This is a genomic window from Martinezella dioscoreae (assembly GCF_009176305.1).
In the GTDB taxonomy this organism is placed as follows: Bacteria; Pseudomonadota; Alphaproteobacteria; order Rhizobiales; family Rhizobiaceae; genus Rhizobium; species Rhizobium dioscoreae.
Window position 1 is genome coordinate 375,414 of the sequence record NZ_BLAJ01000001.1, and the last position, 19,992, is coordinate 395,405.

At 61.3% G+C, this 19,992-nt stretch carries 16 protein-coding genes; 4 read left to right on the forward strand and 12 right to left on the reverse strand.

From position 1 onward, the window contains the following. Nucleotides 1–9 precede the first annotated feature (9 nt). From GDN47_RS01825 to GDN47_RS01855, 7 genes are read right to left on the reverse strand one after another with little or no spacing between them, the layout of a single operon-like run. Nucleotides 10–405 (reverse strand): RidA family protein, encoded by a 396-nt coding sequence (locus GDN47_RS01825; protein WP_069611780.1) that lies wholly within the window; start codon nt 403–405, stop codon nt 10–12. Next, nucleotides 383–814: an acyl-CoA thioesterase gene (locus GDN47_RS01830; RefSeq protein WP_145632066.1), complete on the reverse strand. Its 432-nt coding sequence runs from the start codon at nt 812–814 to the stop codon at nt 383–385. The genes GDN47_RS01825 and GDN47_RS01830 overlap by 23 nt, the downstream gene beginning before the upstream one ends. A gap of 8 nt (nt 815–822) precedes the next feature. Next, nucleotides 823–2,004: an acyl-CoA dehydrogenase gene (locus tag GDN47_RS01835; RefSeq protein ID WP_113351660.1), complete on the reverse strand. Its 1,182-nt coding sequence runs from the start codon at nt 2,002–2,004 to the stop codon at nt 823–825. Nucleotides 2,005–2,018: 14 nt separating this feature from the next. Next, nucleotides 2,019–3,200 carry an acyl-CoA dehydrogenase family protein gene (locus tag GDN47_RS01840; protein ID WP_145632068.1) on the reverse strand — a complete coding sequence of 394 codons (1,182 nt, stop codon included), beginning with the start codon at nt 3,198–3,200 and terminating at the stop codon, nt 2,019–2,021. A gap of 4 nt (nt 3,201–3,204) precedes the next feature. After that, nucleotides 3,205–4,056 (reverse strand): enoyl-CoA hydratase family protein, encoded by an 852-nt coding sequence (locus GDN47_RS01845; RefSeq protein WP_152092575.1) that lies wholly within the window; start codon nt 4,054–4,056, stop codon nt 3,205–3,207. 3 nt (nt 4,057–4,059) lie between these two features. Beyond that, the gene (locus tag GDN47_RS01850; RefSeq protein ID WP_145632073.1) at nt 4,060–4,839 is read right to left on the reverse strand and encodes an SDR family NAD(P)-dependent oxidoreductase; all 780 of its coding nucleotides are present in this window, start codon (nt 4,837–4,839) and stop codon (nt 4,060–4,062) included. Nucleotides 4,840–4,846: 7 nt separating this feature from the next. Then, nucleotides 4,847–7,165: a bifunctional salicylyl-CoA 5-hydroxylase/oxidoreductase gene (locus GDN47_RS01855; RefSeq protein WP_145632075.1), complete on the reverse strand. Its 2,319-nt coding sequence runs from the start codon at nt 7,163–7,165 to the stop codon at nt 4,847–4,849. A gap of 297 nt (nt 7,166–7,462) precedes the next feature. On the opposite strand from GDN47_RS01855, the gene GDN47_RS01860 reads away from it, so the two are divergent. Further along, nucleotides 7,463–9,076: an AMP-binding protein gene (locus GDN47_RS01860; RefSeq protein WP_152092576.1), complete on the forward strand. Its 1,614-nt coding sequence runs from the start codon at nt 7,463–7,465 to the stop codon at nt 9,074–9,076. Nucleotides 9,077–9,091: 15 nt separating this feature from the next. Here GDN47_RS01860 and GDN47_RS01865 read toward each other — a convergent pair whose 3' ends face one another. From GDN47_RS01865 to GDN47_RS01885, 5 genes are all read right to left on the reverse strand, one after another. After that, nucleotides 9,092–9,940, reverse strand: coding sequence for an ATP-binding cassette domain-containing protein (locus GDN47_RS01865; RefSeq protein WP_145316222.1), 849 nt, complete (start codon nt 9,938–9,940; stop codon nt 9,092–9,094). After that, nucleotides 9,937–10,809 carry an ABC transporter ATP-binding protein gene (locus tag GDN47_RS01870; protein WP_145316224.1) on the reverse strand — a complete coding sequence of 291 codons (873 nt, stop codon included), beginning with the start codon at nt 10,807–10,809 and terminating at the stop codon, nt 9,937–9,939. The genes GDN47_RS01865 and GDN47_RS01870 overlap by 4 nt, the downstream gene beginning before the upstream one ends. Beyond that, entirely contained in the window at nt 10,806–11,699 is an 894-nt protein-coding gene (locus GDN47_RS01875) for an ABC transporter permease (protein ID WP_145632079.1), read from the reverse strand. The genes GDN47_RS01870 and GDN47_RS01875 overlap by 4 nt, the downstream gene beginning before the upstream one ends. After that, on the reverse strand, nt 11,692–12,699 hold the full coding sequence (locus tag GDN47_RS01880; RefSeq protein WP_145632081.1) for an ABC transporter permease: 1,008 nt from the start codon (nt 12,697–12,699) through the stop codon (nt 11,692–11,694). The genes GDN47_RS01875 and GDN47_RS01880 overlap by 8 nt, the downstream gene beginning before the upstream one ends. A 258-nt stretch (nt 12,700–12,957) precedes the next feature. Beyond that, entirely contained in the window at nt 12,958–14,493 is a 1,536-nt protein-coding gene (locus GDN47_RS01885; RefSeq protein ID WP_152092577.1) for an ABC transporter substrate-binding protein, read from the reverse strand. 378 nt (nt 14,494–14,871) lie between these two features. Here GDN47_RS01885 and GDN47_RS01890 point away from each other — a divergent pair, with 378 nt between their 5' ends. The 3 genes from GDN47_RS01890 (at nt 14,872) to GDN47_RS01900 (ending at nt 19,968) form a co-directional block, all read left to right on the forward strand. Further along, the gene (locus tag GDN47_RS01890; RefSeq protein ID WP_152092578.1) at nt 14,872–17,025 is read left to right on the forward strand and encodes a thiamine pyrophosphate-dependent enzyme; all 2,154 of its coding nucleotides are present in this window, start codon (nt 14,872–14,874) and stop codon (nt 17,023–17,025) included. Nucleotides 17,026–17,034: 9 nt separating this feature from the next. Continuing rightward, a complete protein-coding gene (locus GDN47_RS01895; RefSeq protein ID WP_145632087.1) occupies nt 17,035–18,594 on the forward strand; it encodes an indolepyruvate oxidoreductase subunit beta family protein in 1,560 nt (519 codons plus the stop codon). Nucleotides 18,595–18,657: 63 nt separating this feature from the next. Further along, nucleotides 18,658–19,968 carry an MFS transporter gene (locus GDN47_RS01900; RefSeq protein ID WP_152092579.1) on the forward strand — a complete coding sequence of 437 codons (1,311 nt, stop codon included), beginning with the start codon at nt 18,658–18,660 and terminating at the stop codon, nt 19,966–19,968. Nucleotides 19,969–19,992 lie beyond the last annotated feature (24 nt).

Here is a 19,992-nt window from a genome sequence, read left to right on the forward strand (position 1 = left end):
CCGCCTATATTATTCCGGAATGACTGCCGTTGCCTGGATCTCGATCTTGGCACGATCTTCGACGAGGGCGACGACCTGCACAGCGGCCATGGCCGGGAAATGCCGGCCGATGATCTCGCGATAGGCCTGTCCGATCCCCTTCAGATTGCCGAGATATTCCTGCTTGTCGGTGAAATACCAGGTCATCGAGGTGATGTGCTTCGGCTCGGCGCCGCCTTCTGCAAGAATTGCAACGACATTCTTCAGCGTTTGGCGCACCTGCTCGACGAAATCGTCGCTTTCGAATTCGCAGGCGGCATTCCAGCCGACTTGGCCGCCGACGAACACCATGCGGCCCGTGGCCGCCATGCCATTGGCATAGCCGATCGGCTTGGCCCAGCCCTCAGGTTGCAGGATGGTGTGCATCGGTCGTCTCCAGATGAGAGGTCAGTACGGCGCGGATATCCTCCGGCCATTCAAGGGATTTATGCGTATCGAGCGAAGTGGCGACGACGCGGTGCTTGGCCGTCCACAGCACATGGCCGTTTGCCGAAACCTGGTGTTCGAGATCGAGCGAGGAACGGCCGACACCACGGACTGCAAGGACGAATTCGAGATCGTCACCCTGCAGGCCCGGCTTGATGAAGGTCAGATCGAGCCGCACGGTGGGGACACCAATGCGGCGGTCGTCGATCAACTTTCGCCAGGAGAAGCCGATCGAGGCGAAATAGTCTTCCAGCACCCCGACAAGGATGTTCAGATAGGATGGGAAATAGGCGATCCCCGAGGGATCGCAATCTCCGAAGCGCAGAGGTCTGGTGGTCTTGAATGCCACGGCGGGCCTCAGTTCGAAAAGGCGGCGATGCCGGTGATGGCGCGGCCGAGAATGAGGGCGTGAATGTCGTGGGTGCCCTCATAGGTGTTGACCACTTCGAGGTTAACGAGGTGGCGCGCGATGCCGAATTCGTCCGAGATGCCGTTACCTCCCAGCATGTCGCGGGCGGCGCGGGCGATATCCAGCGCCTTTCCGCAGCTGTTGCGCTTGAGGATGGAGGTCAGCTCGACAGGCGGATGGCCTTCCTCCTTCATGCGGCCGAGGCGCAGGCAACCCTGTAGGCCGAGCGTGATTTCCGTCACCATGTCGGCAAGCTTCTTTTGGATCAGCTGGTTGGCGGCGAGGGGACGGCCGAACTGTTTGCGGTCGAGCACATATTGGCGTGCCCTGGCATAGCAATCCTCGGCGGCGCCGAGCGCACCCCAGGCGATGCCGAAGCGTGCGGAGTTGAGGCAGGTGAAGGGACCCTTGAGGCCGGATACATTCGGCATCAGGTTTTCCTCGGGCACGAAGACATTATCCATGACGACTTCACCCGTTATGGAGGCGCGCAGGCCCACCTTGCCGTGGATGGCAGGTGCGGAGAGGCCCTTCCAGCCCTTTTCAAGGATGAAGCCGCGGATAAGACCATCCTCGGTCTTCGCCCAGACGACGAAGACATCGGCGATCGGCGCGTTCGAAATCCAGGTCTTGGCGCCGGTCAGGCTATAGCCGCCATCGACCTTCTTTGCGCGTGTGACCATCGAGCCGGGATCGGAGCCATGGTTCGGTTCGGTGAGGCCGAAGCAGCCGATCCATTCGCCGGTCGCCAGCTTCGGCAGGTACTTCTGCTTCTGCGCTTCCGAACCAAAGGTCTCGATCGGCACCATGACGAGCGAGGACTGCACGCTCATCATCGAGCGGTAGCCGCTGTCGACGCGCTCGACCTCGCGAGCAATAAGGCCGTAGGCGACATAGCTGAGGCCGGCGCCGCCATATTCGGGAGAAATGGTCGGACCAAGCAGGCCGAGCTCGCCCATTTCGCGGAAGATCGCCGGATCGGTCTTTTCATGGCGGAAGGCTTCGAGGACGCGGGGCGCGAGCTTTTCCTGCGCGTAGGAATGCGCGGTATCCAGCACCATCCTTTCGTCGTCGCTCAGCTGCTCCGTCAGCCGGAACGGATCGGCCCAGTCGAAAATCTCGCGGCTCATGCTGGTATCTCCCATTAATTGGTCTTCAAAAGTTCGCGCGCGATGATGAGTTTCTGAACTTCTGTTGCACCTTCATAGATGCGAAGCGCGCGGATCTCCCGATAGAGTTTTTCCGTTATCTCGCCCGATTTCACGCCGCGCCCGCCAAAAAGCTGGACGGCGCGGTCGATGACATTTTGCGCGGTTTCCGTCGCAGTCATCTTGGCCATGGCGGCTTCGCGCGTCGTCGGTAAGCGCTGCACGTCGCGGCGCCAGGCCGCCCGGTAGGTGAGCAGTGCCGCCGCGTCGATGCCGGTCGCCATATCGCCGAGGGCGGCCTGCGTCAACTGAAGGTCGGCCAACGCCGCGCCGAACATCGGACGTGACCGCGCATGGGCAAGCGATTCATCGAGCGCGCGACGGGCAAAGCCGAGGCCGGCAGCGGCGACAGAGGCGCGGAAGATATCGAGCGTGCGCATGGCGATCTTGAAGCCTTCGCCTGACGCGCCGAGGCGGCGCGATGCGGGAATGCGGCAATTATGAAAACGGATCGTCGCCAGTGGATGCGGCGCGATCACTTCGATGCGCTCGGCAATCGAGAAGCCGGGATCGTCGGCAAAGACGACGAAGGCCGAGATGCCTCGGGTTCCCGGCGCTTCGCCGGTGCGCGCGAAGACGGTGTAAACGTCGGCAATGCCTCCATTGGAAATCCAGGTCTTCTCGCCGTCGAGGACATAGTGATCGCCATCGGGGCGGGCAGCGCAGCTCATCGCGGCCACATCGGAGCCGGCATCCTTTTCCGACAGCGCAAAGGCGGCGAGCCATTCGCCGGAGCGCACCTTGGGCAGGACGGTCGAGCGCAATTCGGGCGAGCCGGAAAGGCCGATGGCGCCGGTGCCGAGCCCCTGCATGGCAAAGGCGAAATCGGCAAGGCCGTCATGCCAGGCCAGCGTTTCGCGGGCGAGGCAGACCATGCGGGAATCGATCAGCGGTTCGCTATCGGACGCGCCTGTCGCGGCCGCTAGAAGCCCGGCTTCGCCCAGCACCTTGACCAGCGTGCGGCATGCGCCATCGACATCGGCGTGATCGATGGAAGCCATGATGCCCGACCTCGCGAAGGCGTCGACCTCGGCGGCAAAACGGTGATGGCGCTCCTCGAAGAAGGGCCAATCCAGATGATCGCGGGTCGGGCCGGGGAGGCTGCTTGCCGTGGACATCAGCTCAATCCCCCTGGAATTCAGGCCGGCGCTTGGCCGCGAAGGCTTCGAAAGCGCGGCGGAAATCTTGCGTCGCCATACAGATCGCCTGCGCCTGCGCTTCGGATTCGATCATTTCGTCAATGCCCATCGCCCATTCCTGGTTCAGCATGGTCTTGGTCATGCCGTGCGCGAACCATGGGCCGTCGGCCAGCGAGCGGGCGAGTTTGAGCGCTTCGTTTTCGAGCTCGGCGCTGGCGTGCAGGCTGTTATAGAAGCCCCAGGCCTGTCCTTCCGCAGATGTCATCGAGCGGCCGGTAAAGAGAAGCTCGGCGGCGCGGCCCTGGCCGATGATGCGGGGCAGGATGCCGCAGGCGCCCATGTCCGCGCCGGCAAGGCCGACGCGGGTGAAGAGGAAGGCAGTCTTGGCTTCGGGCGTTGCCAGCCTCAGGTCAGAGGCCATGGCAAGGATGGCGCCGGCGCCGGCGCAAATGCCGTCCACCGCCGAGATGATCGGTTGCGGGCATTTGCGCATCGCCTTGACGAGATCGCCGGTCATGCGTGTGAAGGCCAGAAGCTCGGGCATCGCCATGCGCGTCAGCGGCTCGATGATCTCGAAGACGTCGCCGCCGGAGGAGAAATTGCCACCCGCGCCCGTCAGCACGATGGCGCGGATATCCGAAGCGTAAACGAGGTCGCGGAACAGATCGCGCAGTTCGGCATAGCTATCGAAGGTCAGCGGGTTCTTACGTTCCGGACGGTTCAGGCGGATGGTGGCGACACGGCCATCTTCGCTGACATCCCAGAGGAAATGATCAGGCTTATAATCCTTGAAGGGCTTCAAATGTCCCTTCATCGTCATGTCCCGATCGCTCATCCCTCAAACCTCCCCACCGGCAACCGCGATTGCCTGTCCATTGATCGATGCCGCAGCCGGCGAGGCCAGCCACAGCACGGTATCGGCAACTTCTTCCGACGTGACGAGCCGTCCCTGCGGATTGGATTTCGTGAATTCGGCAAGCGCCTGTTCCGCTGTTCGACCGGTCTTGGCGACAATCGTCTCAATCGAGCGCTGGATGATCGGCGTGTCGGTAAAGCCGGGGCAGACGGCATTGACCGTGATGCCGGTCTTCGCCAGTTCCAGTGCGAGCGAGCGCGTCAGGCCGACGACGCCATGCTTGGCGGCGACGTAAGCCGAAACGTAACCGTATCCCTTCAAGCCGGCCGTCGAGGCTATGTTGATGATGCGCGCGCCGGGACCGTAAGCCTTTAGGTCGGTAAGGGCTGCCTGCGTCACCACGAAGACGCCTGTCAGGTCAACCGAGAGGACGTGGTTCCAGGCCTCGAGGCTCGTCTTCTCGAAGGCTGCGCTCGGTGCCTCACCGGCATTGTTGACGAGGATATCGACGGAGCCGAACTTCTGACGTGCCTTGGCAAGGCCCTGGGAGACGGCTTCAGGGCTGGTGACATCGAAGCCATCGACCACGAATGCCTGGGCGCCGATTTCGGCGGCAACTGCTTGCAGCGGCTCGCGGCGGCGACCCGCGAGGCTGACGTGCGCGCCCTCGGCGGCAAGCGCCTTGGCGATCGCGGCACCGATGCCGCTGCCGGCCCCGGTGACGAGGGCGTGATGGCCGGCGAGCTTGCCCGAAATCGTCATTTCATCCTCATTTCGCCGGGGCTGCCGTGGCCGCACGGGCAAGGTTGGTTTCATACTGCGTCTTGCCGGAAAGATATTGCTTCGGCCAGGGAATGGAAGTCAGCCCGATCTTGGCAGCTTCATGCAGTGCCCAGGCCGGATCGGCCAGATGCGGGCGGGCGATGGCGCAGAGATCGGCGCGGCCGGCGGCGATGATCGAATTGGCGTGGTCAGCTTCCGAGATCGCGCCGACGGCGATCGTCGGGATGCCGATCTCGTTACGGATCTTGTCGGAGAAGGGCGTCTGGAACAGGCGGCCATAGACGGGCTTTTCCTGCTTCGACACCTGGCCCGAAGAGCAGTCGATCAGGTCGGCACCGGCCTCCTTGAACATGCGGGCGAAGATCGCCGCATCTTCCGGCGTGTTGCCTCCGTCAGTCCAGTCGTGGCAGGAGAGACGAACGGAGATCGGCTTGTCCGCCGGCCAGATGGCGCGCATTGCCCTAAAGACCTCCAGGGGATAGCGAGCGCGATTCTCATGGCTGCCGCCATATTCGTCGTCGCGCAGATTGGTGAGCGGCGACAGGAAGCTCGAAAGCAGATAGCCGTGGGCGCAATGCAGTTCCAGCCAGTCCGCGCCGGTCTCAATGGCGAGCTCGGTCGAGCGGATGAAGTCGGCCTTGACGCGATCCATGTCGGCGCGGTCCATGGCCTTCGGCACTTGGCTGTTCTTGAGGTAGGGGATTGCTGATGCCGAGATTAGCGGCCAGTCGCCTTCGGAGAGCGGCTGGTCGATGCCCTCCCACGCGAGCTTCGTCGCGCCCTTGCGGCCGGCATGGCCGAGCTGGATGCCGACTTTGGCGGCGCTGTTCGTGTGCACGAAATCGGCGAGGCGCTTCCACTGCGCCACCTGCTCGTTATTCCAGAGACCGAGGCAGCCGGGGGTGATGCGGGCGTCTGGGGTAACGCAGGTCATTTCCGCGAAGATCAGCCCTGCACCTCCAAGCGCGCGAGAGCCGAGATGGACGATGTGGAAATCGTTCATCACGCCATTGTCAGCTGAGTACATCGCCATAGGCGACATGACGATACGGTTGATAAGTTGGACATCGCGCAGTCGGTAGGGCGTGAACATCGGCGGCAGGCAGCGATCATTGCCGACGTCGAGGCCGGATTTTTCGGCGAACCAGCGCTCATAGCCTTCGAGCCAGGTCTTGTCGCGCAGCCGGAGATTTTCGTGGCTGATGCGCTGCGAGCGAGTCAGCATCGAATACATGAACTGCGGCGGCTCGAGCGTATCGGCATAGCGGCGGCCGACGACTTCGAACCATTCCATCGCATTGCGCGCGGCGTTCTGAATGCGGGCGACATCGACGCGGCGGATTTCCTCGTAGGTTTCGAGGACGGCCGGTATCTTGTCTTTGCCGTGCCCATGAATCTGGAACTGCCGGGTTAGCTCGATGGCATCGTCGATGGCGAGCTTCGTGCCGGAGCCGATGGCGAAATGCGCGGTGTGGGCGGCATCCCCCATCAGAACGACGTGGGAATTGCCGTTGAAATGGCTCCACTTGCCGCAGATCAGGCGGTTGAAATTCAGCCAGGCCGAGCCGCGGATATGGCGGGCATTGGTCATCAGCGAAGCGCCTTCGAGCACTTCGGCGAACAGGTTTTCGCAGAAGGCGATGGAGCCGTCCTGATCCATCCTGTCGAGGCCATGGGCAAGATAGGCCTCTTCCGTCGTCTCAACGATGAAGGTCGAGGTCTTGTCGTCAAACTTGTAGATATGCGCCTGGAACCAGCCGTGATCGGTGCGGCGGAAATCGAAGGTGAAGGCGTCGAAAAGCTTGTTGGTGCCGAGCCAGATATAGCGGTTCGGCCGGGTGATCATGTCAGGCTGGAAGACTTCCGGATAATGATTGCGGATCTTGGAATTGAGGCCGTCCGAGCCGATGATCAGATCGGCATCGGGATAGTCGAGATCGGAGTTGACCTCCGTCTCGAAGATGAGCTCGACTCCGAGCACTTCGCAGCGGCGCTGCAGAATATTGAGCAGCTTCTTTCGCCCGATGCCGACAAAGCCGTGGCCGGACGTGCGCTGGCGGGTGCCCTTAAACAGGACCTCGATATCGTCCCAATGGTTGAAGGCATCCTCGATCTCGGCAGCACTTTCCGGATCCCATTCCCGCATCGAAACCATAGTCGCGTCGGAGAAGACGACGCCCCAGCCGAAGGTGTCATAGGGACGGTTGCGCTCGACGACGCGGATGGAGTGTTCAGGATGGAGCTTCTTCATTAGAAGCGCGAAGTAGAGCCCTGCGGGGCCGCCGCCGATACAGACGATGCGCATCGCTTTCCCTCCTTATTCGGCTGGAGCCGACCTCAAAATAATTTAAGTTTAAAATATCTTGTTGGAGCCATTCGTCAAGGCTTTTCCTGCTCCAATATGCAGCCTGTGGGCACTCATAATAGCAGGAAAATCGAAAATAGCCTTTTTGAATCAATCAGAAGCCAAAAATATTTTAGGCTTAAAATTTCTTGCTTGAACATTGCAGCCTTCGGTGCGATCTTTTTTTAGCAATGCCACATGCGCCGAGGGGAAACGGCTGTCGTGGCGATCGATCGATAAGAATGTGGGAGCAAGGCAATGCTGGGACCGACCGGTCATACCGATACATTCACGCGAGACAATCTGCCCCCTTTCGACCAATGGCCGGAACTGCGGATGGAGGGTTTCGATTATCCGGAATGGCTGAATGCCGGCTTCGAACTCAGTGACCGGATGGTCGAAAAGGGTTTCGCCGATCACGTGGCCCTGATCGGTAATGGCCGTCGTCGCACCTACAAGGAACTGGCGGACTGGACCAATCGCATCGCCCACGCGCTTGTCGAGGATTTCGGCGTCAAGCCGGGCAATCGCGTTCTCATCCGCTCCGGCAACAACCCAGCCATGATTGCTTGCTGGCTGGCGGTGACGAAGGTCGGTGCCGTCGCCGTCAATACCATGCCGATGCTGCGGGCCGGAGAGCTTTCGAAGATCATCGACAAGGCGGAGATCTCCTTTGCGCTTTGCGATACGAGGCTACTGGAGGAACTCGTCACAGCCGCCAAAGACAGTCGGTTCCTGAAGCAGGTCGTCGGTTTCGACGGCACCGCCAACCATGATGCCGAACTCGACCGGATCGCGCTCAACAAGCCCGTTCGCTTCGAGCCGGTCAAAACCGGGCGTGACGATGTGGCGCTGCTCGGCTTCACCTCGGGCTCGACGGGTGTGCCGAAGGCCACCATGCACTTTCATCGAGATATCCTGATCATTGCCGACGCCTATGCCAAGGAAGTCCTGCAGGTGACGCCGGATGACGTCTTCATCGGCTCGCCGCCGATCGCCTTTACCTTCGGTCTCGGCGGTCTGGTCGTCTTCCCCTTGCGCTTCGGCGCATCGACGGCGCTGCTCGAAAACGCCTCGCCGAAGAATATGGTCGAGATCATCCAGGAGTACGGCGCGACCATCAGCTTCACGGCGCCGACGGCCTATCGCGCCATGCTGGCGGCGATGGAAGAGGGGGCGGATCTGTCTTCACTTCGTATCGCCGTTTCGGCCGGCGAGACGCTGCCAGGCCCGATTTTCGAGGAATGGACGCGCAAGACCGGCAAGCCCATCCTCGATGGCATCGGCTCGACCGAGATGCTGCATATCTTCATTTCCAACCGCCTGTCCGACGCCAAGCCGAACTGCACGGGCAAGCCGCTGACGGGCTATGAGGCCCGCGTTGTCGATGACGATATGAACGAGGTTCCGCGTGGGGTTATCGGCAAACTCGTCGTTCGCGGGCCGATCGGCTGCCGTTATCTCGCCGACCACAGACAGGCCGACTACGTGCGAGATGGCTGGAATCTGACGGGCGACAGCTTCATTCAGGATGAGGACGGCTATTTCCATTTTGCCGCCCGTTCCGACGACATCATTCTTTCGGCCGGTTACAATATTGCCGGACCGGAAGTAGAAGCAGCCCTTCTTTCGCATGCCGATGTGCTGGAATGTGCCGTCGTCGGTAAGCCCGACGAAGAAAGGGGCCATATCGTGCAGGCGCATGTGGTGCTGGCACCCGGCATCGTTGCCTCGGATCTGCAGGTTCGCAAGCTGCAGGATCATGTGAAGGCGGTCATCGCGCCCTACAAATATCCGCGTTCCATTATCTTCGTCGAAGCTCTGCCGAAGACGGAATCGGGCAAGATACAGCGTTTCCGCCTGCGCAACTGAACGTCCGAGTGCTTATCAGGCAGCGTTTTCCTGGCCCGTCTCGCGACCGAGCCAATGCGGATCGATTTCCGGCAGGGGAATGGCGTCGAGCAGCATTCGCGTATAGGCGGAAGCCGGCGCCGTGAAGACGCGCTCGCAATCGCCTTCCTCCTCGACACGGCCATGGCGCAGGACATAGACGCGGTCGCAGACGGCGCGGATGACGGAGAGATCGTGGCTGATGAACGCCATTGAGAGGCCGAGATCGCGCGAAAGCTCCTTCAGTAGATTCAGAACCTGGGCCTGGGTCGACACGTCGAGGCCGGAGACGATCTCGTCGGCGAGTACGAAATCCGGCTTCAGCAGAGCGGCACGCGCGATGCCGATGCGCTGGCGCTGGCCACCAGAGAGTTCATGCGGATTGCGGTCGAGGCATGCCTGAGGCAGCGTCACGCGTTCGAGAATTGCGGCAACCTGCCGCTCAGCTTCTTTCCGGTCCGAAGCCAGCCGATGTAGCAGTAACGGCTCGACGAGGATGCGGCGGATCGTGTGGCGCGGATTGAGCGAGGCCATCGGATCTTGAAAGATCATCTGCATGCGGCGGCGTAGCGGCCGCATCTCTGAATCGGGCAGATGCGCGATGTCTCGGCCATCGAAATGAATGCTGCCTGCCGTCACATCGACCAGCCGCAGCAGAGCGCGGCCGAGCGTTGTTTTGCCCGAACCGCTTTCGCCGACGATGCCGACGGTTTCGCCACGGCGGATATCGACATCGACGCCGTGCAGCACCTTGATGCCAAGGCCTGGCGGTCCGAAAAGATGTTTCTTGGCACCATAGGTGACCTCGATACCTTTGGCCGACAGCAGATGCTCGGAAACACTCATCGACTTCCCTCCGGAATGCCGATCTCGCGGCGCAATTGTTCGAAAACGGCTTGCGGCACCGGCGTCAGCCCGGCATCCGGCCGGTCGTAGCGCGGCCCGGCCGATAGCAATGATTTCGTGTAGATATGCTTGGGATGCGTCAGCACGTCGCTCGTGCGTCCGTCTTCGATCACCTTGCCTGCGTAGAGCAGCGTCACGCTGTCGCAGATCTGGGCGACGACGCCGAGATCGTGGGTGACGAAGATGACGGCAGTGCCATGCGCTTCCTGCAGGCCGCGGATCAGCCGCAGGATCTGCTTCTGCACGGTGACGTCGAGCGCGGTGGTCGGCTCGTCGGCGACCACCAGTTTCGGCTCCAGCGCGAAGGCGGCGGCGATCAGGATGCGCTGCCGCATCCCTCCGGACAATTCGTGGGGATAGGCGCGCAGTACACGCTCGGGATCGCGGATATGCACTTCCTCCAACAGCTTTAGTGCCCGCAGTCGGGCGTCGCCCGATGATAGGCCCCGCTTCAACCGCAGGCCGTCGGTCAGTTGCGCCTCGATGCGCCGGCCGGGATTGAGGGCGGTTTGCGGGTCCTGCGGGATCAGCGAGATTTCGCTGCCCATGATATCTCGCAATTCCCTGGCGGAGAGCGTGAGCAGGTCGCGGTTCTCGAACAATATCGAGCCGTTTGTGATGCGGACGCTGCGCGGCAGTATGCCGAGCAGGGCCTTGGCGATGGTGGATTTTCCGGCGCCGCTTTCGCCCACAAGACCGCGCACTTCGCCGCGCGTGAGCGTCAGGGAAACATCACGCAGGATCAGTGCGCTGCCGTCGCGGTCGGATATGGCGCTGAGGCCCGTCATGGAGAGAAGCGGAGATGTCATCGGCGCATCACCGGATCGAGGGCGCGGCGCAGACCGTCACCGAGTTGATTGAAGGCAAGCACCGTCGCGAAGAGCGCGATCAGCGGTACGACCAGTACCCACCAGCCCTGATAGATCATCTGCCGCCCCTCGGCGATCATGCCGCCCCAGGTCGGCGTATCGGAAGCGACCGACAGGCCGACGAAGGACAGGATAGCTTCGACGATGACGGCAATGCCCATTTCCAGGCTGACGAGGGCGATCAGCACCGGCGTCACATTGGGCAGGATTTCGCTGAAGAGGATTCTGGCCCGCGAAAAGCCGATCGTGTGGGCGGCGGTCACATAATCCATCCGCGCCTGCGCCTGCGTTTCCGAGCGCACGACACGGCAGAAGCGCGTCCAGTCGATGATGACGATGGCCGCGATGACCGAGTGCACGCCGGAACCGAAGACCGCAACCAGCAGAATCGACAGCAGCACCGGCGGGAAGGCCATCCAGATATCGACGAGGCGGGAGATCGCCTTGTCGATCCAGCCGCCATACCAGCCGGCGAGAAGGCCGAGCAGCGTGCCGATCAGGGCCGCAAGCCCGGCCGCGACGAAGGCGACCGTGAGAGCGATGCGTGTGCCGAAGATGGCGCGCGACAGCACGTCGCGGCCGAGATCGTCGGTGCCGAATAGGAAGCCCGGATCGGAACCCTCGATCCATGCCGGCGGTAAGGTGCCGGACATCAGATCCTGCTCCAGCGGGTCCTTCGGTGCGATGTAAGGAGCAAAGATCGCAAGGATGATTAGGATGAGGATGAAGCCGCCGCCGAAGATTACTTTCGGCTCGGCGAGCAGCGCGCGAATGCGTTTCGTCATTCTGGAAGGCGAGCGCGATATGGCGGGCGAGGTGACGTCAGCCATGGGCGAGCCTCGGATTGAAGGCCGCGACCAGCAGATCGACCGCCAGATTGACGAGAATGAAAAGAGCGCCGAAGACCAGCACCAGCCCCTGGATCAGCGGCAGGTCGCGGTTGATGACGGCATCGATCGCCATGTTGCCGATGCCGGGATAGGCGAAGATGCGTTCGACGATAACGGTGCCGCCGATCAGGAAGGTAAATTGCACGCCGGTCAGCGCGATGGTCGGGCCGACGGCATTGCGCAGCGCCTCCTGCAGCACCAGCCGCAGCTCGGACATGCCCTTAAGTTTGGCAAGCAGAATATAGTCCTGCACCATGGCCTCGGAGAGAGCGGCCTTCAACACGCGGGCGATGATGGCCGCCAGCGGCAGGCCGAGCGCCAGGACCGGCATGACCATATGGGCGCAGATGTCCGTGAAGATACCGAAGCGAAACGTTACAAGGCTTTCAATGAGGTAGAAGGGGGTCGTGAACTGCGCGTCGATACTCGGATCGATGCGGCCGGAGAGTGGGAAAAGCGGAAAAAGAACGCCGAGGACAAGGACCAGCGCCAGCGCCCAGACAAAATCCGGAACAGCCAGCAAAAGGCCGTTCAGGCTGTCGATCACAGGTTCGAAAATCGTGCGGCGGGCGAGCGTGCCAACGACGGCAACCGTGCCACCGAGAAGAACCGCCAGGACCAGCGCAGCAAAGGCAAGCTCCAGCGTTGCGGGAAGGCGCTCGCCGAGCAGGGAGAGCACATCGCGCTTCAGGGAGATCGATGTCCCGAAATCGCCTATCAGGACCGATTTCAGCCAGAGCCAGAATTGCGTAGTCAGGCTCGCATCGAGCCCATAGTGGACGCGCAGCGCGGCGATGTCGGCAGGGCTTGCGCCCGGCGAGATCATCATCGCGATCGGATCGCCCGGTACGACGCGCAGCAGGACGAAGACGATCACCGCCACTCCGAAGAGGGTGATCGCGGCCATGATCAGCCGGTTGAGAATGGAGACTGCTATCATGCGTTATGAGTTCCGATGGCACGGCTGTGGCGCTGAAGAGTCCTAAGCCCCTCATCCGCCCTCCTGAGCCTGTCGAAGGGCGGGCACCTTCTCCCCGTTTTGACGGGGAGAAGGGGAAAGAGGCACCTGCAGCCTACCCCTAACAACGTGCTCCGGCGAGGATACAAAGGTCGTCCCCTCTCCCCGCCTCTTCGACAAGCTCAGGACGGGGAGAGGGCTAGGGTGTGGGGCAAGGCTGCACGATCAAAGCTCGACGCATCAAGCCTTCGACACCAGCGTCGGCTGCAGGGCGCCGGAAACGTTCGGCGTAACCTTCAGGCTCGATTTATAAACGATCGGCTGGGCATATTGCAGCAACGGGATCACGTAGCCCTGCTCGGCGATATATTTGATCGCCGCTTTCCAGCCGGCGATGCGCTTGGACTCGTCCTTTTCCACCCAGAGCGGCCCCAGCATGTCGTCGACATCCTTGGTTTTCCAGGCTGAGTGCGGCGAGGGGCCGAACATGGCGAAGCCGGTCGAGGTCGTCGGATCGCCGATGGCGTTGCCCCAGTTGTAGAAGGCGGCTGGGCCGAGTTGATGGGCGGTGCGCAGCTCATAATGCTTGGCGATTTCGTAAACTTCGATCTCAGCCTCGATACCGACCTTGCGCCACATGCCGACGATCGCCTGGATCATCTCGTAATCCTTCGGCTTGAAGCCGCGGGTCGTCTTGATGGTGAATTTCACCGGCTTGTCCGGCGAATAGCCGCTGGCGGCCAGGAGCTTTTTGGCCTGTTCCGGATCGTAAGGGATTTTGACTGACGCGTCGTAGGCTTCGTACTCCGGCGCCTCCAGTGTCGATAGCGGCTTGCCGTAGCCGCGCAGCAGCCGCTTGATGATCGCTTCCTTGTCGATCGCCATATTCGCGGCGAGGCGGACATTCTTGTCGAGCATCGGATCGACATTGCTGATGAAGATCATGCCGATATCGGAGATTGGGGTGGCGACGCCCGCAAGACCGGATTTCTTCTTCAGCCGGTCGAAATCCTCATAGGGGATTTCCAGCGTCACGTCGGACGAACCGGACTCGATTTCGGCGACACGGCTCGTCGTGTCCGGCACGAACTTGAAGATGACGGTATCGAAGGCGGGCTTGCCGCCGAAATAGTTCGGGTTTGCCTTCAGGCGCAGATAGGAATTGCCCTCATAGGCATCGACCATATAGGGGCCCGTGCCGATCGGCTTCTTTTCGAAGCCCTGCGCGCCCGCCTTGGTGTAATAGTCCTTGGGCAGGACATAGCCGGTGAGAAAGGCCATCCATTTGAAATAGGTCGGCTCGAAACGGACGACATCGCCGGTGATGCGGTTGCCTTCCACCTTGTAATTGTTGGCGGTCGACCAGATGAACTGGATCGGGTTGCCGGTGTCCTGCTTGGCGGCGCGCTCCAGCGACCAGACGACGTCATCCGGTGTAAACTTGGAGCCGTCGTGCCAGGTCACACCTTCGCGAACGTCCATCCAGACTTTTGTCTTGTCATCGTTCCAGCCCCAGGCCGTCAAAAGGCCCGGCTGGAACTTCAGGTCCGGTCCCTGGCCGATATACTGGTCGAAGATCGAGCGATAGATCGCCTGGATCGTCGGATTAACGGCCGACGGGCCTGTCGTCGGATCGAAAGAGGGCAAATTGACGTTGAAAGCGATGGTCAGTGTGCCGGCTTCCGCTGCTTCCACAGGCGTTCTGCCGGCTAAAATCCCAGTCATGAATGCGGCTGCGCCGAGGCTCAGGGCCTCGCGCCGAGTAAGCGTTGTCATGGTCACTCCGTTCCCCTGTTAAGCGACAGAAAAGCATGACGCCCAACTGCCGCTGGCGATTTATTGTCGGAATGTTTTAATCTTAAAATACATATTTTGGAGCGGCAAGCGCTTTCTCTGGTGCTTCCGTAAAATCCCGGTCCGCAATTCTTACTCGGCTTCACATGTTCGCATAAATTTTATGCATACGCATACATTTGAGTGCAACGGAGATATCCGAGTCAACAATAACGGCTGGCGTCAGCATATTGCTGCCCAGCCGATATCGCAAAATGATGCGGCGATATCGCATAATTGTTCGTTGACAGTTCAAGGAAGTTCAAAATATGATTTTGCAAATGATTTAAAACAAGCCCGCAAGGGTAAAGGGGTAACGTCATGGCCGAGCGATCGTTTGCGCGCGAGGTCGAGGATCTGAAGCTCGGGGAAGGCGATATCTTCCGCGGCGAGGGTATTCTCGCGATCACCAAGGCACTTCTGCAATCCGGTGTCTCCTATGTCGGCGGCTATCAGGGCTCGCCGATCTCCCATCTCATGGACGTGCTGGCTGACGCCAAGGATGTGATGCAGGATCTGGGCGTCCATTTCGAGACCTCGGCCTCGGAGGCCGCCGCCGCCGCCATGCTCTCCGCCTCCGTCATGTATCCGGTGCGCGGCGCCGTCACCTGGAAATCAACGGCGGGCACCAATGTCGCCTCCGATGCGCTTTCCAATCTGTCTTCGAGCGGGGTGACTGGCGGCGCGCTCATCATTATCGGCGAGGATTACGGCGAGGGTTCCTCGATCATGCAGGAGCGCAGCCATGCCTATGCAATGAAATCGCAGATGTGGCTGCTCAATCCGCGCCCTAACCTGCCGTCGATCGTGCAGGCGGTGGAAGAGGGCTTCGAGCTTTCGGAAGTGTCGAACACGCCCGTCATGCTGCAGGTCGGGATCCGTAGCTGTCATGTCCATGGCCAGTTCGTCGCCAAGGACAACAAGCGGCCGGCCTATACGCTGAAGCAGGCGCTGGAAAATCCGGTTCGCGACGTCAACCGTATCGTCCTGCCGCCGGCCTCCTTCCTGCATGAGAAGGAAAAGCTGGAGAAGCGCTGGCCGGCTGCCGTTGACTTCATCAAGAAACGCCAGCTCAACGAGTATTTCGGCCCCTCGGAGGGCGATGTCGGCATCATCCTGCTTGGCGGCATGTATAATGGCGTGCTGCGCGCGCTGCAGCAGCTCGGCCTTGCCGATGTCTACGGCAACTCCGCCGTGCCGCTTTATGTCTTGAATGTCGCCTATCCGCTTGTGGATGACCAGATCGCTGAGTTCTGCGCCAGCAAGAAGGCGGTGCTGATGGTGGAGGAGGGGGCGCCCGAATATATCGAGCAATCCCTAAATACCATCCTGCGCCGCCGCGATATCCAGACCAAGGTCGCTGGCAAGGACGTGCTGCCGATGGGCGGCGAATATACCGCGCCGGTGCTGATGAAGGGCATCAAGAACTTTCTGGAAGTTCACCAGCGTGTGCTGCTCGGCAACCAGCCACCGCTGCCGGATCCGACGCTTGTTCTCAACGACCCGAAGATCAAGGCGCTAGCCGAAGTCGTGCCGCCGCGGCCGCCCGGTTTCTGCATCGGCTGTCCGGAGCGGCCGATCTTCGCTGCCATGAAGATGGTCGAGGGCGAACTCGGCCAGCATCATATCTCCGGCGACATCGGCTGCCACCTCTTCTCGATCCTGCCGCCCTTCAATATCGGCAGCACGACCATGGGTTACGGGCTGGGACCGGCCGCGGCCTCAGCCTTCAATGTCGAAGCCGACAAGCGCGTGATCTCCGTCATGGGCGACGGAGGCTTCTGGCACAACGGGCTTGCGACCTCGGTCGGCAATGCCGTCTTCAACAAGCAGGATGGCGTCATCCTCGTCGTCGACAACTATTACTCGGCGGCGACCGGCGGGCAGGACATACCCTCTTCGCGCGCTCTCAATCCGCGCCGCAAAACCAACAATTCCATCGTCAATGCCGTCAAGGGCATCGGCGCGACCTGGGTGCGTCAGATCGATCGGACCTATGATGTCGCGAAGATGCGCGATACGCTGCGCGAGGCTCTGACCTCGAAGGAGCCGGGGCCGAAGATCATCGTTGCCTCCTCGGAATGCATGCTCAACAAGCAGCGCCGCGTGAAGCCGCAATTCGCGAAGGCTGTCAAGGACGGCAAGCGCATGGTCAAGGAACGCTTCGGCGTGGACGAGGATGTCTGCACCGGCGATCACGCCTGCATCCGCCTTTCCGGCTGTCCTTCGCTGTCGGTCAAGCATACCGATGATCCGCTGAAGGACGATCCGGTGGCGGCGATCGACAATAATTGCGTGGGATGCGGCAATTGCGGCGAGGTCTCGGAGGCGGCGGTGCTCTGTCCCTCCTTCTACCGGGCCGACATCATTCACAACCCGACGGGTTGGGATCGGTTCGTCGCCCGCATGCGTTCCAGCATCATCGGCTGGCTGCAGGCGCGTCGCCGCGCTGGCCGCATCGTCTTTTCAGATTGAGAGGGCGAGATGAACGAACATGTGAGCATGAATGATCTCGGCGCTGCCAGGCTTTCTACGGATAAGCCGCTGTCGCTCGCCATTCTCGCCATGGGCGGGCAGGGTGGCGGTGTCCTGGCCGACTGGATCGTCGGCCTTGCCGAAGCCGAAGGCTGGATGGCGCAGACGACCTCTGTGCCCGGCGTTGCCCAGCGGACGGGCGCGACGATCTATTATATTGAAATGCTGCCGGCGAAGGATGGCCACGCGCCGATCTTCTCTCTGATGCCGACGCCGGGCGATGTCGATGTCGTCATGGCGGCCGAGTTGATGGAAGCCGGCCGCTCCGTGCTGCGCGGCTTAGTCACGCCGGACAAGACGCTACTGATCGCCTCGACGCATCGCTCCTTTGCGGTTGCCGAAAAGGAAAAGCCGGGCGATGGCATCGGCAATGCCGAGGTGGTGGTCGATGCCACGGATTTCGCCGCCAAGCGCACCATCGCCTTCGATATGGAAACGATGGCCGTCAGGAACGGCAGCGTGATTTCCGCTTCCATGTTCGGCGCTTTGGCTGCCTCCGGTGCGCTGCCCTTCGGCAAGCAGGCTTTCGAGGCGATGATCCGCGCCGGCGGCAAGGGTATCGAGCCCAGCCTCAAAGCGTTCAATGCCGCCTTCGACCGGGTCAAGGAGAAGCCGCGCGATGCGGTTTCCGCAACGCCGCCGAAGCATTTCGATGCGCTGCCTGAGACGGCGGGTCATCCGGCCCTGGATCGCCTCGTCAACCGCATCCGCTCCGAATTTCCGGAGGTTGCCTGGCCGCTATTGTTTGCAGGCGTCAAGAAGCTGACCGATTATCAGGATCCGGCCTATGCCGATGAGTATCTGAGCCGCGTCGCGGCACTTCATGCGCTGGATCGCAAGGGCGGCGGTGCGAACAAGGATTTCGCCTTCACCGTGCAGGCGGCGAAATATGTCGCAGTCGCCATGGCTTATGACGACGTCATACGCGTTGCCGATCTGAAGGTGCGTGGCTCGCGCTTCGAGCGCGTGCGCAAGGAAGTCGGCGCCAAGGACGACCAGATCGTCTACATGACCGAATACATGCATCCGCGCATGGATGAGGTCTGCGGCACGATGCCGAAGGGTATGGGACTCTGGATTGAAAGCCGGCCGCGCCTGTTTGCCCGGTTCGACCGCTTCATCAACAAGGGACGCCGGGTTCAGACCGCTACGCTGTTTTGGTTCCTCGGCCTCTACTTGGTCTCGGCGCTGCGGCGCTTCCGTCGCGGCACGCTGCGGCATGCGCGCGAGGTGGAGCATCGCGAGGCCTGGCTGGCAGCCGCATCCAATCTGCTGGCTGCGAATTACGATCTTGCCGTCGAGGTGCTCGGCAATCGCCGCCTCGTCAAAGGCTATTCCGATACGCATGCACGCGGTCTTTCCAAGTTCGATCGCGTCATGTCGGCGCTGCCGCTCCTGCGCGAGCGCGAGGATGGAGCCGCGTGGATGCGACGGCTGCGGCAGGCTGCACTTCTGGACGAAAAGGGTACGGCGCTCGACGGAGCGCTCAAAACGGTCGGGACGCTCTGACACGACCACGCCGGACGCAAATAATATCGGCCAAGACCGACAATTCCAAAAGGGAACAGTCGCATGGACACTCTTCGAAATGGCGCTGCGAAGGACCTTTCAAGTCCTCGCGGCGGTGAGATCTCGCATGCCAGAAGCCTCGTCGTCGTGCTCATCTGCTGGCTGGCGATCTTTGCGGAGGGCTACGATGTCGGCGTTCTCGGCGCCATTCTGCCGGCGCTGTCCACCGACAATGTCTGGCACCTCACGCCGCTTCAGCTCGGGGCCATGGGCAGCTACACCGTCTTCGGCATGCTTGTCGGTGGCATTGTCGTCGGTACGCTCAGCGATCTCTACGGCCGCAAGCCGATGTTTCTCGCCTGCCTTTCGCTTTTTGCCGTCTGCACGGCTGTCACCGCATGGTCACCGACGCCAACATGGTTCGGTGTCAGCCGTTTTGCCGCCGGTCTTGGCCTCGGCGGCATCATTCCGTTGGCGGCGGCGCTAACCATCGAATATTCGCCGACCGCGAAGAAGAATCTCAATTACGGCATCATGTATTCCGGCTATTCGCTGGGCCTGTTTGCCGCTGCGCTCGTCGGTAGATGGTTATTGCCGGATTATGGATGGCGGCCGGTCGTTCTTATCGGCGCGCTCCCGGTATTGTTCGTGCCTATTATGGCATGGTTGCTGCCCGAGTCGCTTGATTTCCTCGTTGCGAAGGGGCGAGGCGAGAATGCGAGGCGGCTTGCTGCCCGGCTTGGCGTTCCCGTCCCTGCGGGAAGCGCGCCCAGGGAAACTGGCCTCGGCTGGCGCGTAGTGTTGGGCGAGATCTTTTCGCCGAGAAACGCCTTCGCCACCGCCTGCTTCTGGATCGCACTGTTCATGGGGTTGCTCCTCGTCTACGGGCTGGCCCAGTGGCTGCCGCAGATCATGCGCAAGAGTGGTTATGATCTCGGCGACAGCCTGCTCTTCCTCGCCGTCTTCAGCTTCACCTCGGCGATCGGCGGCATCGTGCTTGGCCAATGGGCGGATCGTTTTGGCGTGCGGTTGACCGTGACGCTATCCTATCTGCTTGGCGCCGTCGGTATAGCGCTTCTCGCTTTCAAGGGATCCATCTGGCTGAACTACACGGTCGTCGCCATTGCCGGTTTCGGCACGGTTTCGGCATCGCTGATCCTCACCGGCTATCTTGCCGCTTATCTGCAGCCTTTCGTGCGGGCAGCCGGCACCGGCTGGGCGCTGAGCTTTTCGCGCATCGGCGCGCTTTCCGGCCCCTTGATGGGTGGATACATCGCCAGCCTGAATGTCGGCCCGGAATGGAATTTCTATATTTTCGCCATTGTTGCCGCCATCGCGGCATTGGCAACGGCGTTGATACCGAACAGGCGGTGATCCGAACCGGAGCGGAATCTATCA

Coding starts and splice junctions, on each gene's coding strand:
- GDN47_RS01875 (WP_145632079.1), bottom strand. CDS start 11,699: ATGGCTGACGTCACCTCGCCCGCCATATCGCGCTCGCCTTCCAGAATG.
- GDN47_RS01890 (WP_152092578.1), top strand. CDS start 14,872: ATGGCCGAGCGATCGTTTGCGCGCGAGGTCGAGGATCTGAAGCTCGGG.
- GDN47_RS01845 (WP_152092575.1), bottom strand. CDS start 4,056: ATGAGCGATCGGGACATGACGATGAAGGGACATTTGAAGCCCTTCAAG.
- GDN47_RS01860 (WP_152092576.1), top strand. CDS start 7,463: ATGCTGGGACCGACCGGTCATACCGATACATTCACGCGAGACAATCTG.
- GDN47_RS01825 (WP_069611780.1), bottom strand. CDS start 405: ATGCACACCATCCTGCAACCTGAGGGCTGGGCCAAGCCGATCGGCTAT.
- GDN47_RS01870 (WP_145316224.1), bottom strand. CDS start 10,809: ATGACATCTCCGCTTCTCTCCATGACGGGCCTCAGCGCCATATCCGAC.
- GDN47_RS01840 (WP_145632068.1), bottom strand. CDS start 3,200: ATGTCCACGGCAAGCAGCCTCCCCGGCCCGACCCGCGATCATCTGGAT.
- GDN47_RS01865 (WP_145316222.1), bottom strand. CDS start 9,940: ATGAGTGTTTCCGAGCATCTGCTGTCGGCCAAAGGTATCGAGGTCACC.
- GDN47_RS01880 (WP_145632081.1), bottom strand. CDS start 12,699: ATGATAGCAGTCTCCATTCTCAACCGGCTGATCATGGCCGCGATCACC.
- GDN47_RS01900 (WP_152092579.1), top strand. CDS start 18,658: ATGGACACTCTTCGAAATGGCGCTGCGAAGGACCTTTCAAGTCCTCGC.
- GDN47_RS01835 (WP_113351660.1), bottom strand. CDS start 2,004: ATGAGCCGCGAGATTTTCGACTGGGCCGATCCGTTCCGGCTGACGGAG.
- GDN47_RS01855 (WP_145632075.1), bottom strand. CDS start 7,165: ATGCGCATCGTCTGTATCGGCGGCGGCCCCGCAGGGCTCTACTTCGCG.
- GDN47_RS01850 (WP_145632073.1), bottom strand. CDS start 4,839: ATGACGATTTCGGGCAAGCTCGCCGGCCATCACGCCCTCGTCACCGGG.
- GDN47_RS01885 (WP_152092577.1), bottom strand. CDS start 14,493: ATGACAACGCTTACTCGGCGCGAGGCCCTGAGCCTCGGCGCAGCCGCA.
- GDN47_RS01895 (WP_145632087.1), top strand. CDS start 17,035: ATGAACGAACATGTGAGCATGAATGATCTCGGCGCTGCCAGGCTTTCT.